Source organism: Dyadobacter luticola (assembly GCF_005860805.1).
In the GTDB taxonomy this organism is placed as follows: Bacteria; Bacteroidota; Bacteroidia; order Cytophagales; family Spirosomataceae; genus Dyadobacter; species Dyadobacter luticola.
The window spans coordinates 1,565,168-1,581,813 of the sequence record NZ_VCEJ01000002.1 but is presented as its reverse complement, the minus strand read 5'-3'; the positions used below and the strand labels follow the sequence as shown (position 1 = coordinate 1,581,813).

General features: G+C 49.2%; 13 protein-coding genes. 8 read left to right on the top strand and 5 right to left on the bottom strand.

The features are described from left to right. Positions 1–213: 213 nt before the first annotated feature. Positions 214–2,256: a M43 family zinc metalloprotease gene (locus FEN17_RS06705; RefSeq protein ID WP_229208712.1), complete on the top strand. Its 2,043-nt coding sequence runs from the start codon at positions 214–216 to the stop codon at positions 2,254–2,256. 61 nt (positions 2,257–2,317) lie between these two features. Here the strand turns inward: FEN17_RS06705 and FEN17_RS06700 are convergent, their stop codons facing one another. Further along, complete coding sequence (locus FEN17_RS06700) at positions 2,318–2,713, bottom strand: hypothetical protein (protein WP_138364501.1); 396 nt, start codon at positions 2,711–2,713, stop codon at positions 2,318–2,320. Between the two features lie 306 nt (positions 2,714–3,019). On the opposite strand from FEN17_RS06700, the gene FEN17_RS06695 reads away from it, so the two are divergent. From FEN17_RS06695 to FEN17_RS06680, 4 genes are all read left to right on the top strand, one after another. Then, positions 3,020–6,604: a SusC/RagA family TonB-linked outer membrane protein gene (locus FEN17_RS06695; protein WP_138364500.1), complete on the top strand. Its 3,585-nt coding sequence runs from the start codon at positions 3,020–3,022 to the stop codon at positions 6,602–6,604. Between the two features lie 23 nt (positions 6,605–6,627). Further along, positions 6,628–8,217 (top strand): RagB/SusD family nutrient uptake outer membrane protein, encoded by a 1,590-nt coding sequence (locus FEN17_RS06690; protein ID WP_138364499.1) that lies wholly within the window; start codon positions 6,628–6,630, stop codon positions 8,215–8,217. An 88-nt stretch (positions 8,218–8,305) separates the two neighbouring features. Further along, positions 8,306–9,070 carry a 5'-nucleotidase C-terminal domain-containing protein gene (locus FEN17_RS06685; RefSeq protein WP_138364498.1) on the top strand — a complete coding sequence of 255 codons (765 nt, stop codon included), beginning with the start codon at positions 8,306–8,308 and terminating at the stop codon, positions 9,068–9,070. Further along, complete coding sequence (locus tag FEN17_RS06680) at positions 9,042–9,986, top strand: metallophosphoesterase (RefSeq protein ID WP_138364497.1); 945 nt, start codon at positions 9,042–9,044, stop codon at positions 9,984–9,986. Before FEN17_RS06685 ends, FEN17_RS06680 begins: the two co-directional genes overlap by 29 nt. Before the next feature lie 13 nt (positions 9,987–9,999). Here FEN17_RS06680 and FEN17_RS06675 read toward each other — a convergent pair whose 3' ends face one another. The 3 genes from FEN17_RS06675 to FEN17_RS06665 form a co-directional block, all read right to left on the bottom strand. Continuing rightward, positions 10,000–11,613, bottom strand: coding sequence for a Na+/H+ antiporter (locus tag FEN17_RS06675; RefSeq protein WP_138364496.1), 1,614 nt, complete (start codon positions 11,611–11,613; stop codon positions 10,000–10,002). A gap of 21 nt (positions 11,614–11,634) precedes the next feature. Next, the gene (locus FEN17_RS06670) at positions 11,635–12,960 is read right to left on the bottom strand and encodes a cytochrome P450 (RefSeq protein WP_138364495.1); all 1,326 of its coding nucleotides are present in this window, start codon (positions 12,958–12,960) and stop codon (positions 11,635–11,637) included. A 67-nt stretch (positions 12,961–13,027) separates the two neighbouring features. Then, positions 13,028–13,507 carry a Dps family protein gene (locus tag FEN17_RS06665; protein ID WP_138364494.1) on the bottom strand — a complete coding sequence of 160 codons (480 nt, stop codon included), beginning with the start codon at positions 13,505–13,507 and terminating at the stop codon, positions 13,028–13,030. A 201-nt stretch (positions 13,508–13,708) separates the two neighbouring features. Here FEN17_RS06665 and FEN17_RS06660 point away from each other — a divergent pair, with 201 nt between their 5' ends. Beyond that, complete coding sequence (locus FEN17_RS06660) at positions 13,709–14,392, top strand: lipid-binding SYLF domain-containing protein (RefSeq protein ID WP_138364493.1); 684 nt, start codon at positions 13,709–13,711, stop codon at positions 14,390–14,392. Positions 14,393–14,404: 12 nt separating this feature from the next. Then, on the top strand, positions 14,405–14,605 hold the full coding sequence (locus tag FEN17_RS06655) for a KTSC domain-containing protein (RefSeq protein WP_138364492.1): 201 nt from the start codon (positions 14,405–14,407) through the stop codon (positions 14,603–14,605). Here the strand turns inward: FEN17_RS06655 and FEN17_RS06650 are convergent. Beyond that, positions 14,602–16,314 carry a GMC oxidoreductase gene (locus FEN17_RS06650; RefSeq protein WP_138364491.1) on the bottom strand — a complete coding sequence of 571 codons (1,713 nt, stop codon included), beginning with the start codon at positions 16,312–16,314 and terminating at the stop codon, positions 14,602–14,604. The two genes, FEN17_RS06655 and FEN17_RS06650, sit on opposite strands and share 4 nt — an antisense overlap. A gap of 75 nt (positions 16,315–16,389) precedes the next feature. Here FEN17_RS06650 and FEN17_RS06645 point away from each other — a divergent pair, with 75 nt between their 5' ends. Continuing rightward, a complete protein-coding gene (locus FEN17_RS06645) occupies positions 16,390–16,599 on the top strand; it encodes a hypothetical protein (RefSeq protein ID WP_138364490.1) in 210 nt (69 codons plus the stop codon). Positions 16,600–16,646: the final 47 nt, after the last annotated feature.

The following is a 16,646-nucleotide window of genomic DNA, read 5'->3' as shown; positions in this document are numbered from 1 at the left end:
TTAAATCGCGAACAATTCGCATCACTTGGCATTTTTTTTACGTAGTACACAGTAATCCCTCAACACCATCACAAACTAGTCAAAGTGTTTTTACAATTTGTTTGTTCAAATCTAATGCGGTACACTATACCTCAATTTATACTTTCCTTCCTTCTCCTTTCAGTACTCGTTTTACAATCGCCCCGATTGGCTGCGCAGGACAAATGCGGAACGATGGACTTGCTGAATCAAAGATTTTCGCGGCAGCCGATATTAAAAATCATGTTCGATCAGCGCGAGCTGAAACTGAAACAGGCGATCGCGGACCGGGTGAAGTCCGGGAAATCTTTTCGCACGACAGGCCTGGTTACGATACCGGTTGTTTTCCACATTGTTATGAGCCGACAGTCGCTGGTAACCGACGCGCAGATCCAGGCCCAGCTGGATACCATTAATAAGGATTACGCAGGGACCAATGCAAATGCGTCTCAGATTCCCGCTCATTTTAAATCTTTGTTTGGGCAAACAGGCATTCAGTTTTGTCTTGCTCAAAGAACGCCCCAGGATGCACCTTCTACCGGAATTGTCAGGTATACGACCACCAGAAATACATTTGATTATACCACCAATCTTGTAAAACATGCCGAGTCCGGCGGGGCAGATGCCTGGGATACGGATAAGTATCTTAATGTCTGGATTTGCGATTTATCCGGCGGAACATTGGGTTATGCCACTTTTCCCGATGATGGTGTGAAAAATGAGCAGGGCGTCGCGATAGATTACGCCAGCTTGCCCGACGGAAGCGCAACCAGCTACAACCAGGGCAAAACTTTGACGCACGAACTGGGACATTACTTCAACCTTTTCCATATCTGGGGCGACGACAATGGTTCCTGCTCGGGTACCGACCAGGTGGACGATACCCCCAACCAGGCTAACAGTACCAGCATTTGCCGCACAGGCATCGTCACTGACAACTGCACGCCGTCTGCGCCGGGTATCATGTATCAGAATTATATGGATTACACGCCCGATGGCTGTCTTTCGATGTTTACCAAGCAGCAGGTGGCGCGGATGGAAGAAGCATTTACCACCTATCGTTCGCTGCTAAGCTTTTCCAATGGTTGCGTACCGGTGGATGTGAAAAACAAGGATGCATCACTGAAAAGCATTTTGCAGCCGGATCAAAGGATCTGCGGACCGACATTCACGCCGAGCGTCAGGCTGGTTAATAAAGGAAAAGAAACGTTGACTTCCGTGATCATCCACGCGGTAATTGATAATGGTACCGTCCAGAACTACACCTGGACTGGCTCGCTGGTAACTTATGCCGAAACCACGGTAACATTACCCGCATTGACTGCTGCCCAGGGTAACCACGTGCTGAGCATTTATACCACCAATCCGAACGGTGCGGCTGATGAAGATACTTCCAATGATGCGCTTGCGCTCGATTTCATTTATTATGAACCGTTCGAAGCGCCGCTGACAGAAAGTTTTGAAGGATTGTTTCCGCCGCAAGGCTGGGATATAGTCAATGAAGACGGCGGCGCAACCTGGGAAAAAACCACATTAGCGGCCAAAACCGGCAGCGCCTCCGTTAAGATTGGCAACTTTGACAATGAATCGGTGGGGCAGCGGGATTACCTGAGGCTGCCGACGGTCACCATTGAGGGGACGGATTCTGCCTTTGTATCATTCCAGATAGCGGCGGCAACGTACAGCAGCGCCAATTTGCAGGGCAATGCTTGGGATACCTTGCAGGTGCTTATCAGCACCGATTGCGGCAAAACGTACCAGAGCGTTTACAAAAAATGGGGCTCGACTTTGATCACTCGCACCGCTGCCACGCGGGTAGCATTTACGCCGACAGCCACGGAATGGCGCAGGGAAGAAATTAATATCAGCAGCTACATCGGGCAGGGCGAAGTGCTGGTCGCTTTCCTGAATACCAATGGAAATGAAAACAACATTTTCCTAGATGACATTAACGTCCGGACGGTCACCATCAACCCGAATTTGAAAGAAGCAGGCTTCCTGGTGTCGCCTAATCCTACAAACGGCCCTGTTTCTGTACAATTTTATCCCCATCCTTCTACATTAAGATCCGTAGGAATTTATAATGCGAAAGGTCAGAAAGTAGCAGAAACTGTGATAAGGGGAGAGGTAAGTACCAATGTTTACGACTTTGACCTGACGCTTTATCCGTCAGGGCTTTACATTGTGAAAGCCGAATTCGAAGACCGGGTATTGACGAAAAAGATCGTCAAAAATTAGCGGAAAGGGCATAAAAAATCCGTTTGGGGTAGCTGAGATCAGTTAAACCAAACGGATTTTCTTATAGGATTCTCTTTACAATGACTTTGCTGTTGGTCTGGGAAATGGCAAATTCCTTGGCGTTTTCATTGGGCGGCGCGATGAAGATCTGTTTCTTCTTTTTACCGTCGGTACTTACCCAGTTTGCTGAATATATCTCCGGCCAGCCCCCGGCGTAAAGCGGGTGGTTATCCGATAGCATGAACACTTCTTCCTGCTCGTAGGCTAGTTCCAGGTCGCTTCCTTCTATCACATCACAAATGATTTTCAAGCCGCCGCCGTCGCCGTCTACCAATCCTTTAATGCGGGCTTTTCCATAAAAAGGGTCTTCTTCAAATTCCCACCTGATGTAGTATTCAATTATATTTCCTATCTGAGAATCAATATAATCGGCAGTAAGCAGTTGTTCCTGGCGCATGGTCTCTATTAGTTTCTTATCCTTTCGTCAACGCAATAATTACCTCCGTCAGCGGGATGGCATTTTGACAAATGTAGTTGTAACGAGTTTGTTTCCAAAAATTATAACAAGTGTTTCGGTAATATTTAAAATTTTCGAAAAATACGTGCCCGCCTTTCTTCCGCGGCCCTGAAAATTCCCTCACCTATACCGCTCAGGGTTAGCTTCATTTTATAACCGCCAGAAACATAGCGGTATGATTTTTGCCCCGCCTTCCGAAATAAAAACGTTACCGGGCACGTCCCGACTCATCTAGCCATCAATAATATGAAGAGAACTCAACGACTGAGTGAGCGTACGGTCTGTACAGGCCCGCTCCTTTTTCTGAGGATTGGCGTAACTGCCCTGCTGTTCCAACTGGCGTTAATTCACCAAACATTTGCACAGCAGGATTCGACCAAAAAGGCGACGACCGATACCCTGATCACCCCGGCTGCAAAGCCCAACCCCGCGGCCATCAAGCCACTTACCGACACCCTCCCCAAGAAACAAACTTCTCCCGATTCTCTTTCCAAACCAGCGAAACCCGCACAAACATTTGACCCGCTGGTAAAACCAACATTAAAACCGGATTCCACCGCAAAACCCGCCGCGACGCAGGATTCCATACCAAAAACCGGCGCCGCCGCACCGCAAACGCAGCCCGCCAACATTGCCCAGCCTAACAATAATACATCTCCTGCCAATACATTACCCACCCAAAATGCCCAAACGCCCGCCAAAGCCGATAGCAGCGCAGCGACTCCCGCGGCTCCGGCTCAGGCATCTTCACCACAACTCGGCCCGGACGCCAAGTCGATAAAAGGTAAAGTCGTAGATGAAAAGGGCGGCGGGATGCCGGGGGTAAGTGTTTTGGTCAAAGGCACGGAGATACAGTCAGTGACCAATCCCGACGGGACCTTTGAGATGAAAATACCAGCGCAGGCAGGTATCCTGGTTTACAGTTTTGTCGGTTTCAAAACCCAGGAAATACCAGTTGCAGGCAAGACGCAGTTCAACATACAGTTAGTCCCGGAAGCCCAGGCGTTGAAGGAAGTCGTGGTGGTCGGCTACGGTGCGCAAAGCAAACGCGACCTGGCCAGCTCTACTTCGCGGATTTCCGGCAGCGAATATAAATCGGCCGTGATCAATACCGTGGACCAGGCATTGCAGGGACGGACCACCGGCGTGCAGGTGGTCGAAACTTCGGGCGAGCCGGGCGCGGCTTCTGTAGTGCGGATCAGGGGTAATAATTCTTTGAGCGGAAATAATGAGCCGCTGTATGTGATCGATGGTTTCCCGATGCCGCCTTACCGGGAAGCGGGGGCCAATTTTACCGGAGCTTACACGCAGAACGGTTTATACGGTATCAACCCGAATGATATTGAAAGCATGGAGATATTAAAGGATGCGTCGGCCACGGCAATTTACGGTTCACGGGGTGCAAATGGCGTGGTACTGATCACCACCAAAGCGGGAAAGCGCGGCGAGGGCAGGGTGGAGCTGACGAATAAAACTTCATTCGGGAGCATTTCAAACCCGATTAAAATGATGAATTCGCGGCAATATGCGCAGATCATCAACGAAAGCTACGCCATCACCGACCGCAACCAGCCTTTTGAAAACCTGGACAGTGCACTCACCAATACCGATTGGGTGGCCGCGATCACGCAACCGAGTTTCCGGCAGGATGTAACATTGAGTGTTTCCGGCGGCAGTCCAAAATCGTCCTACTACATTTCAGGAAATTATCTCAAAGAAAAAGGGACGATCATCAACTCGGACAACAACCGCGCAAGTCTCCGCGCAAACCTGAACAACGAGGTCAATGATTGGTATACCGTCAAAAGTCAGCTGTCATTCATTCGTCAGAAATCCAACCGTGCCGTCACTTCTTCACGCGCCTGGCCCAATTCGGGCGGATTGATGGACGGCCTCCGCGCCGCGCCGACGCTGGAACTGGATTATCTTGGCAACAACAGTATGGGTATCCCCAATTATCAGGGGTACTATTTTGCAAACCCATATAATGAGCTGACCGCCAAAACCGACATTACCCAAAGCGACTATTCGATCCTCAACATTGAAAACTATTTCAAGCTCGCAGAAGGCCTGCAACTGGTGGTAAGTTTGGGCGGAAACCAGAATCTCACCCGCCGGAAAGTTTTCCTGCCACCATCTACCGCCGAAGGAAATGGTGTGAAAGGAAAAGGCAGCAACAACACGGCGAACACGTACAGCTATAATGTGAATGCTTATTTCCAATATGAAAAAACATTCAAAAAGAACCATTATCTGAACACAACGCTGGGTGTCGAGTACAATGACCAGAATTCGGAGGTGGTCAATGCATTGTCGAGCGGGTACGATATCCCTTATTTTGGCGTAGATAATATTGGCACCGCACAGTCTCAGTCTATCCAGTCATATAAAGAACAGCGCAGGCTGCAATCCGCGTTTTTGCGCGCCAACTATTCTTTTAAAAGCCGGTACGTGCTGAATACTTCGGTCAGGGTCGATGGCGCTTCGCCTTTTGCGGCTAACCGGAAATACGGGGTTTTTCCGTCGGTAGCATTGGCCTGGAACCTGGATCAGGAAGAATTCATGAAAGATGTGCGGTTTGTTTCCAATACCAAATTCCGTGCTTCGTATGGGGAAACCGGCAGCCAGGCAATCGGGCCTTATTCTTCATTGTCACAGTATTCGAGCGGATTTTATGAAATGGGGCCGCAGGGTGACGGCGCGGTCATTAACACCGGCATTTATCCTAATACCATAGCAAACCCTAATCTTTCCTGGGAGCGCACAAGGCAGTTTAATGTGGGTGCCGATTTCAATGCAGCCAATGATCGCCTGGTTTTCAGTTTTGATTATTACAATAAAATTACCTCCGATCTGCTGCAACCCCGGAAAGTGCCGACCCAATCGGGTGTTGGTACTATCATCGATAATTATGGTACGATGCGAAACCGCGGGGTCGAGCTGAGCATTCAGGGGAACATTGTCAAGAAAAAGAATGTGACATTCTCCACCCGGCTGAACATTTCGCGGAACATTAACACGCTGGTAGACCTTGGCGAGAGGACGCAGTCGGACTATGTGACGCTGAACGGTAACCTGCTCGGCGGCGTGTCGGGTATCCTGACGCCGGGCCAGGAAGTAGGACGGTTCTTCGGCTTCCGGGTTTCCAGGCTAACACAAACCAATGACTTTGATGCAAATGGTAATCCAACATTTGCGACTTTCGAAGGTCCTGCGCCGGCGGGATCAAAAGGTAAGCCACTTTACGGTGCATGGATTTATGACGACACCAATGGCGACAATATGATCACCGCCGAAGACCGCGTCGTGCTCGGCAAATCCACCCCGGATTTTACATTCGGCTGGACGTACGATCTGACCTGGAAGAACCTGGCGGTGAATGCATTGTTTACAGGCTCGGTCGGAAATGATGTGCTGAACCTGACCAATTTTTACATTAATAATGGTGTGGTGGAATTTGCAGGCGTTGGTTTCAATCAGTCGGAAGATTGGTTCAACAAACGTTACACCGTAGAACATCCGCACAACAATGTCAAATATCCGGGAATCCAGCGCGGTATCGCTTCCGGCGACATTAATTCGACGATGCTCGAAGACGGCAGTTTTGTCAGGTTGAAAATGCTGAGCCTGTCGTACACATTCCCCAAATTTGGCCCGATCAAGAACCCGCGTCTTTTTGTGACCGGGACCAATTTGTGGACGCTCACCAAGTACACCGGCTTCGATCCCGAAGTGAGTTCTTACGCGCAATCCCTTTTACAACAAGGCATTGACTACGGCGCCTACCCGTCGCAGCGCTCTTACACCATCGGTTTTTCATGTAATTTCTAATCAGGCATCATACCGCATTTAATATGAAACTCCCCATAAAAATATCGGCAATGTTGCTGGCCATTTTCAGCATTGCCTCCTGCAAGAATAACCTCGAAGAAACGCCATTTTCGTCACTAAGCAAGGAAGTGGTTTTTAAAGATGAGGAAGGTTTGAACCAGGCTACGATCGGCGTATACCAGGCGTACACCGCCCCCGATTTCCCGGACATTACCGCCCGGTTTGTACTCACTGAATCCGGGCACCGGTATGCTACTGCAGGCATTTTGGGTTCTGGCGCGGATCCTTACTATCGTTTCGGGCACAATGCTACTTCCGGCGCTTTTGATGCCGTCTGGGCGCGGTTTTACAAAATCATTTTCAGGGCTAACACGGTGATTGCCAATGCTACGCTGGCGGTGCCGGGCGAGGAAGAGGAAGCCAATCCATACATTGCCGAGGCGCGTTTTCTGCGCGCTTATGCCTATTTCAACCTTGTGCGTTATTTTGGCGGGGTACCTTTAATTCTGGAAGAAATTAAATCGCTGGACGACCGGGACCTGATCTTCGCGCCACGGGCAACGGACGTGCAGGTTTATGACGCGATCATCGCTGACCTGCAATTTGCCGAAGCCAACCTGCCCGACTCCCGCGGAGGAGCAGAATTGGGGCGTGTATCAGCCGGATCTGCCAAAGCCATTTTGGGAAAAGTATACCTTACGATGGCAGGCAAGCCGCTCAATAAAACCGAAAATTACCAGAAGGCTGCCGATAAACTGGCTGAGCTGGTGGGTCCGGTAAATGAAGAAAAATACGATATGGAACTGTTGACTAACTTTTCGGACGTTTTCGCATTTTCCAATGAACGTAACCGGGAGATCGTATTGTCCTTCGGCTATTTTATCAATTCTTCCAATCCGAATGGTAACATTCTCCCTTTCAACCTTTTCCCCTCGGGACTGGTGAATGGTGATGAGCAAACTAACTACGGGATGACCTACGCATTTTACCAGTTGTTTGAAAAAACGGACACACGCCGGGATTTTACCTTGGTGTACCGGTATGCATTCCAGGGCTCAGCCAGGGCTGGTACCGAGCCCGGTGATAGCATTATATACAACCCGACGATCGGAAATTATGTCAACAAAAGAACCAAGGCTTCCTTCGCTCATGACGATTTTAAATACGGAATAGCCTATGGAAAAATGGCGCGTGAACCCCGGCCAGCAGGCGCGGCGGTGCAGGGATATAGTTCAGATCTGATTGAAATGCGCTTTTCGGATGTGCTGCTATGTTTGGCGGAAGCTTTGAATGAAACCGGGAAGACCGCGCAAGCGCTGCCGCTGGTAAACCGCGTCCGGGCCAGGGCCAAGGCGACTGCTTATAAAACGGCCACTGTAGCAGACCTCCGCGCTGCCATCCGCAAGGAGCGCCGGCTCGAACTTTCCGGCGAATTCAATACCGTTTTTGATATCCGCCGCTGGGGAACCTTGCGGGAGGAAATGAATGCGATGACGAACGACCAGATCGTGGACAATGTGCTGGTGCCGTACACCGAAAAACTGGAAATATACCCTATACCACAGGCCCAGATCGATGCAAACCCGAACCTGATGCAAAACCAGGGCTGGTAGGGCAGGCGGTTATTCGTGGGTTAAATTTGTGTTAAATGAGCGCTGGTTGCGGGATTCTATGCTATTTTAGTATTTCAAACCAGCGTTCATGAAGACAGTTATCCGAATAAAACCGGTCGCAATCGCCGTAGCGCTTTCTGCTGCGCTCCCTACATCCTGCCAGCAGCATTTAATCGTCACCAAAAGCAATCACGAGCAGTATAACATTGACCATCAGACCCGTGAGGATTCGTCGATCGTAAAATACTACCAGCCTTACAAGGAAAAAATGCAGGCGGAAATGAGTCGGGTCGTCGGGCAATCTGCCAAAGAATTGACCAAACCTTCGGGGCCGGAAACGTTGATGGGCAACTACTTTTCGGATGCCCTGTTAAAAGAAGGTTTGAAGAAAGATCCCAACATTCAGTTTACACTATCGACAAAAGGCGGCCTGCGCACCACATTTCCCGAGGGTAACATTACAGTCGCGAAGGTTTTTGAGCTGATGCCTTTTGAAAATGAAATGGTTGTTTTGCAGCTGAATGGTCAGTCTGTCAAGGATCTAATTGATTTTGTTGTGAAAAAAGATGGGGAGCCGGTCGCTGGCCTTCGCATGAAAATCAAAAACGGAGTAGCATCCGATGTGACGATCGCTGGTCAACCCTTTGATCCTGCAAAAACCTATACCTTACTGACTTACGATTACCTGGCCGATGGCGGCGATGAGCTGGATTTCCTGAAAAGGGCCACTGCCAGAAAAGACATCGGTATTAAGGTGCGGGATGCATTATTGGAAAATATCAAAGAGCTGACTGCTCAGGGCAAAAAAATAGACGCGCAACTCGATGGACGCATTATCATTGAAAAAAATTAACCGCCGCGATTTTATCCGGGCTGGTGCAGCGACAGCCGGAATGCTCGCGCTCGGCAACACGGCATTCGCCAAAGACAGGACCGTGCAGCTCACCGTCCTGCATACCAATGATGTCCACAGCCGCGTGGAACCGTTTCCGATGGACGGCTCCCGGAACCAGGGACTGGGCGGGGTAGCCCGGCGCGCGGCATTGATCAACCAGATCCGCCGTGAGCAGGATAATGTGCTTTTATTGGACGCAGGTGATATTTTCCAGGGTACGCCTTACTTCAATTTATATGGAGGCGAGGTAGAAATGACCTTGATGAGCGACATGGGTTACGACGCCGCTACGATGGGCAACCATGACTTTGACAACGGTATCGCCGGTTTTGTAAAACAGCTGCCGCACGCCAATTTTCCATTTTTGGTTAGTAATTACAACTTCGACAATACCGAATTGAAAGGCAAAACGCAATCATATAAAGTCTTTAAAAAGGGCGGTTTGAAGATCGGTGTCTTTGGTTTGGGAATTGAATTAAATGGTTTGGTCAACAAGAAAAACTACGGAGATACGATTTACCTCGACCCGATCGCGAAGGCCAATGAAGTAGCGTCAATCCTGAAAAATGATGAGCATTGCGACCTCGTGATCTGCCTCTCACATTTGGGCTATAAATACAAGGACGAGAAAGTTTCCGACCAGATACTGGCAAAATCGACCCGCAACATTAACCTCATCATCGGCGGGCATACGCACACATTTATGAAAGCGCCGGAAGATATTCTCAACCTCGACGGCAAGGTGACGACCGTCAATCAGGTGGGTTTTGCAGGGATTAATTTGGGAAGACTCGATTATTTCTTCAACCACGATGCAGGTACGCACAAGATGGTATCGGCGGTATATCCGGTGCATCAGTACGGACTTGTATAAGCTGCGGCAACAGTTATTCCATGTGTAAAAACTGTTGCCGTACTTTTTCTTCTTCCAGATCAAGCTGCGCCAGATGTTGCTTGATCACCTCGTCCTCAAACATTTCCTTTTTGTTGAATTGATGCAGGAGCACGCGCTTTTTGTCCAGTAACTCTTTGGTAATGAATTGATATTTGGTCACATAATCATGTCCGCCATTTGTCGGGTCAGATTCTTTGACGTGATCCAGGAAACCGATATCGCTTTCAAGCTTAAACTTCAAACTTTGCAGCAGTTCGTTTCTGGGGATTTCCTCTTTATAGTTTTCTTCAATGTGTTTTAAAGACATTTGCGCCAGCTTCCGGCGGATCATCACATCCTGCTCACCCGACGGCACTTCATAGTCCATCTCATCCAGATCAACCCACTTTACCAAAAGCGGTAATGTCAATCCCTGAAAAACGAGGGTTACCAGGATCACTACGAAGGTGATAAAAATAATGAGGTTACGCTGCGGAAAAGGCTGGCCGCTGTGGATCAGCAGCGGTACCGATAAAGCGGAGGCCAGCGAGACTACCCCACGCATTCCTGCCCAGCCAAAAACCAGTGGCGCACGCCAGCCCGGCCGACTGTCGGCGGTAGTGATAAAGTTGCTGATAAAAACCGTAAACCAGGATGAGCCCAATGTACAAAGCAAGCGGGTCACAATCACGACGCCGGAAATGATCAATCCGTATTTGATCGCATCATAAAGGGCATTTTCTCCGAGCTGCTGCACGATAACCGGCAGTTCAAGGCCGATGAGCATGAAGACAATTCCGTTTAACACAAAACCAACAGTAGCCCAGACGTTTACGCCCTGTATGCGGCTCAAATGCCCCATGATGGAGTGGCTTCTGTCTGACAAAAACAGGCCGCCAGTCACCACGGCGATCACACCCGAAAATTCGAAATGTTCGGCGGTAATGTACATCGCATAAGGTGCCACGAAGGTGAGAATGGTATCGATACTCGGCGTGGTAGGAAACCAGCGGTGGACGGCATAAAAAATAAGCGCAATGCCAATCCCGACCGCAAAGCCCATTGTGATCACAAGAAAAAAATCGGTCACTGCTTCCGAGAAATTGAATGTGCCGTATACGACCGTCGCTGCGGCAAAACGGAAGACAATCAAGCTGGACGCATCATTAAGCAGGCTTTCTCCCTCGGCGATGGCAATAATTCTTTTGGGGACTTTAATGTCTTTGAAAACCGAAGTCGCCGCGACTGCATCGGGCGGCGAGATAATTCCTCCAAGCAAAAATCCGAGCGGCAAAGTAAAACCAGGAATGATGGAATGCGACACGTAGGCGATGACGCAGGATGTCAGCAGCACGATAATGAATGCGAACGAACCGATCACGCGCCGCCACTTCCAGAAATCTTTCCAGGAAGTTTGCCACGCGGCTTCGTACAGGAGCGGGGGGAGGAAGATGAGAAAAATGAGTTCCGGGTCTACCGATACTTCGGGGATACTGGGAATGAAACCCAGCACCAGCCCGCCGAGCACCAGAACAATCGGGTAGGAGATCTTGATCCGCTGCGCCAGCATGACCAGAAAAAGGATAACGACAATCAGCGAAAGGTATAAAATGATGGTGTTGTGCATGGAGGACGTTGAATGCCAGGCTTATCGGATGAACAATTTAATGCCATTTGTCGATTTAAGTACTATGAGCGGGTGCATTCCAACCGGATGTGCCGGGTCACTTTTGAAATCGAATCGCTTGATGAGTGCCGACAGGATGAGCTGCATTTCCATCATCGCAAATTGCAGCCCGATGCAGATCCGCGGCCCGGCACCAAAAGGCAGATAGTTGAATTTGGGTCGGTCTTTCACGGCTTCCGGACTGAAATTGTCCGGGTTGAATCGCAACGGGTTTTCCCATAAATTCGGATTGCGATGCAGCTCAAACACCGACAGAAACACCGATGTGCCCTTTTTGAGCTGGTAACCCTCAATGTCAATATCAGTGATGGCTTCCCGCGTCATGGTCCAGGCGGGCGGGTACATCCGCAAACCTTCTTCCACTACCTGCCGGGTGTACGGCATTTGCATCAGCTGCGCGAATGTGGGTACATTATGGAAAATCTGGCTTTCCTGCCGCATTTTTGCCACGATTTCAGGTTGTTTGGCCAGCTCCCAAAGCAGCCAGCTCAGCCCGGTAGCCGAAGTTTCGTGCCCTGCCGCAAACATGGTGATTGCCTCGTCCCGAATCTGTTCGTCGTTCATTTGCTCGCCGGTGTCCTCATCCTGGCTATCCAGCAGAAGTTGCAGCAGGTCATTCGGCGTTTCGCCTGAAATTCTTCTTTGACCTATAAAATCAAAAACCAGTTTATTAAAGTAAGCCAGATCCTCTGCAAAACGCCGGTCTTCACCATTCACTTTCATCAAAGGAATGCGATACGGCCGGCGGACTTTTGTGACGAGATAGCGTTGGGTGCGGGTTACCTGTTTGTAAATCTGCGCTTTATCTTCCGTGCTCATGTTTCCAAAAAGCGTTTTGAGCGCTATGTCGGAAGTGACACCCATCATTTTGGCATCGATGTCTACGGATTTCTTTCCTCTGAATTCCTCCAATTCTTCGAGAAAAGTGGATGTCAGCTTGCCCATTTCCAGGAATAACTCCTGCAATCGTTCCCGGTGAAATGCGGGTTGTACCAGTCTCCGCTGCCGAAGCCAGAAATCGCCGTCGCTTACTACAAGCCCGTTTCCCAAAACCGGCCGCAGCATTTTCGAGGAGCTGCCTTTTTTAAAATGCTTGTTATTTTGTTGAAGAATGTGCCTGAAAAAAGCCGGGTCGCGGGTGACGACAAGTTCCCTGAATAACTTCAACCGGAAGGTATCACCGCAAGTGTTAAAACCCTGACCCAAAAAATGCAGCGGGTCACCGGCAAATTTGAAAGGCGCAAGAAAACCAAATCGTCCCAGCTTGAATTCAGGTATTGGGCGCATGTATTTTGGTAAGGTGGTTTAGGTGAATGTTCGCCGCTGCCTGTATAGACCGGCAGCGGCGGCATCTTTACTTTTTGCCTGCGAAAGAGCGCAGCATCCAGGTATTTTTTTCTTTGAATTGCATAAAACGGTTCACCATATCATTGGTACCATCGTCGCCTGCCTCTTCGGAAGCCTTCAAAAGCTCACGTTCCAGCTCGATCAGCTTGCCCATATCTTCCAGGAGCGCATCGACCATCGCCAGATCTGCCAGTCCGATCGTATCAATTTCCTTGATCGACGATTCGCTGATGTAGTCTGCAAAACGGCTGTGAGGTGGCTTACCCAATGTGAGCACGCGCTCGGCAATCTCGTCGATCGTCAGTTGTGCGTTCGTGTAAAGCTCTTCAAACTTGACATGCAGCGTAAAGAAATTCTGGCCCTTGATATTCCAGTGGCAGCCCCGCAATTTTTGGTAGTGAATATGATAATTGGCGAGGTAATCATTCAAAAGATCCACCACAGGTTTTACTTCCTGCTCATTCAGGCTGATTGCTTTGGCATCCATAACTTATGCTTGGTTGAAAGTGTTTTGAAATTCCGGTCAACAAAACCGTACCAAAATATGTGATCTGACGACCTTATACGTTAGTGCATTGCCGGCTGACAAATTTGTCCAGAAAAGTCCGTTTTTCGGCTGTAATGTCCGATTTTTTGTCATCCCGGCACGATACTTTTTATTCATTTACCAACCACTAATTGTTTTACTATGTTTCTCAAAAATTTGAAATCGACAAACTTGCTGATCTGGGCGCTGATCTTTTCATTCGCAGCGGCACCCACATTTGCGCAAAACAAAGAAGAAGATAAGGTTAAGGCGGCCACGGCAGTACTTAACGACTTTAACGAAATGCAGGAAAACATTCCTGCGCAGCTTTTAAATAAATCCAAAGGGGTAATCATTATTCCAAAAATGATCAATGCCGGACTGATGGTCGGCGGAAAATACGGCCGCGGATTGGCAATGGTGAAGAATGATGACGGTGAGTGGAGCGACCCGGTTTTCATTACGATCGCAGGAGGCAGCGTCGGTGCGCAGATTGGTGTGCAGGCGGTTGACCTGGTTTTGGTTTTCAAGAGCAGTAAGTCGCTCAAAGAGATCGGGAAAGGCAGCTTCACCCTGGGAGGCGATGTATCGGTAGCAGCTGGCCCGATGGGCAGAAGTTCCTCAGCACAAACCGACTACAAGCTCGAAGCCGAAGTTTATTCCTATTCGAGAAGCAAAGGTTTGTTTGCAGGAATCACATTAAATGGCGCAGCGCTGGCGATTGACGATAAGGCTAACCGGGCATTTTACAGCAACTGGGTCAATGCGAATACGACCTTTGAAGGTTCCGCCAATTCCTCACAGCCGGTTTCGGAGCTGCGGGCCAAGCTGGAAGAGTTCAACTAAAATGAACAACCGATGCCATCTTCCGTTAGTTCCAAATTCATTTATGACGGCGATACAGAGACATTAAGGGTAATTTATGTCTCCGGGATGGTTTACGATTATAAAAAGGTCCCTTTGGAAGTGTACCAGGCAATGACCTCGGCATTTTCCAAAGGGACTTTTTTGAATCGGTATATTAAGGGGAATTATGAGTTTGAGAAGGTGAATGATTAAATATTCCCCTTCCGCATCTCCGCCACCGCATGGTCCACGGCCCTCGCAGTCAGCGCCATGTAGGTAAGCGACGGGTTTTGGGTGGAGGTCGATGTCATACAGGCGCCGTCGGTGACGATCACATTCGGGCAGCTGTGCATCTGGTTCCATTTGTTGAGCAGCGATGTTTTTGGGTCGTTGCCCATCCTTACGCCACCCATTTCGTGGTTCTCGCTGCCGGGATTGCGTTTTGTGTCAGAAGTTTTAATGTTGGTAAATCCGGATTTTTCGAGCATTTCGCTCAGTTCTGTGTAAAAATCCTTCACCATTTTCATATCGTTGTCGTCAAAATCCACCGACATTCTTAGCTGCGGAATGCCCCACGGATCTTTCAGAGTGGGATCAAGTCGTACCGTGCTGGCCTCTTTCGGGATCGTTTCGCCCATCATCTGCGCACCCAGCGACCAGCCGCTTTCATCGGGTTTAAACAAATTCTCTTTCAGTGTTTCGCCAATGCCGGTGGTAGCATTTCCCATTTTGCTGGCTGAAAAAGAAGTGGCATAACCGCGCAAAAAGTCAGTTTCCTGCTTAAATACATTGCGGAACCTGGGGATATAAGCACCATTTGGCCGCCGACCATCGACAGTCCTGTCATGAAATCCGTCAAATTCCGCAGTAACCCGGCCACGGTAATTGTGGAAGCCGATGAACTTTCCAAGGTAGCCGCTGTCATTTCCGAAGCCGTTCGGAAAACGGTTAGATTTTGAATTAAGTAAAATCAGATTGGAATTGATCGCCGATGCATTGATGAAAATGATTTTGGCGTAAAATTCTATCATTTCTTTGGTGAGCGCATCCACAACCCGCACGCCGGTTGCGCGCTTCTTTTTCTCATCATAAATCACCGAATGCACCACAGAATGCGGTCGTAAGGTCAGATTTCCGGTTTTTTCGGCCCAGGGTAGGGTAGCTGCATTAGTACTGAAATACCCGCCGAAAGGACAACCGCGCTGGCACATATTCCGGTGCTGACATTTGGCCCGGCCCTGCTCGGTATGGATCGGCTGCGGATCGGTAATGTGCGCCGCGCGGCCAATGATAATTGGGCGGGTGTTGTTATAATGTTTGGCAGTTTGCTCGCTGAAATGTTTTTCCACGCAGCTCATTTCATGTGGGGGCAGAAATTCGCCATCGGGAAGCTGAGGCAATCCATCCTTATTTCCCGAAATACCTGCAAATTTTTCGACGTAACTATACCAGGGTGCAATATCAGCATAACGTATAGGCCAGTCCGTCGCGAAGCCGTCGCGGGCCGGTCCCTCAAAATCAAAATCCGACCACCGCTGCGTTTGCCGCGCCCAGAGCAGCGATCTGCCACCTACTTGGTACCCCCGCATCCACGAAAAGGGTTTTTCCTGCACATACGGATGCTCAGCATCTTTCACGACAAAATGCATCGCGTCTTCGCGGAAAATATAATGCTGGCTCACCATCGGATTCGCCTCCCGCAGCGCCAGCGTAGGTTGTCCCAAATGTTCAAATTCCCAGGGCCGCATATTGGTTGTCGGATAATCTACAATGTGCTTTACATCCCGTCCCCGCTCCAAAACCAGCGTCTTCAAACCCTTCTCCGTCAACTCCTTAGCCGCCCAGCCCCCACTTATCCCCGTCCCCACCACAATCGCATCATAGGTCTGCTGTTTTACGGAAGTAATATTTATGTATGCCATTTGAAGAATTATTTTACATTTGTTTATCCGAAAAGCGGATCGCGAAATTTACACTCACTTAAAAAGACTATCAAAATGGCTAACCTCCCTGAAAGAAACTCTTCAAATACACCTCTGGCGGCCGCCGCTGCCGCAGGTCTTGTATTTAATGCTATTGCCGGCCCGATTGGTGCTTTAATTGGCTCAATTGCAGGAGCTGCGCTAGGCTATTGGCACGACTACAAACAAAACTCAACAAAAAAACAGTCATCAAACGAGGATCAGATCAAGAAAACTATCGCCTAAAACCTTACTTTCTAAATGCTGACTTTCTCGGAAATCTCAATTCCGTT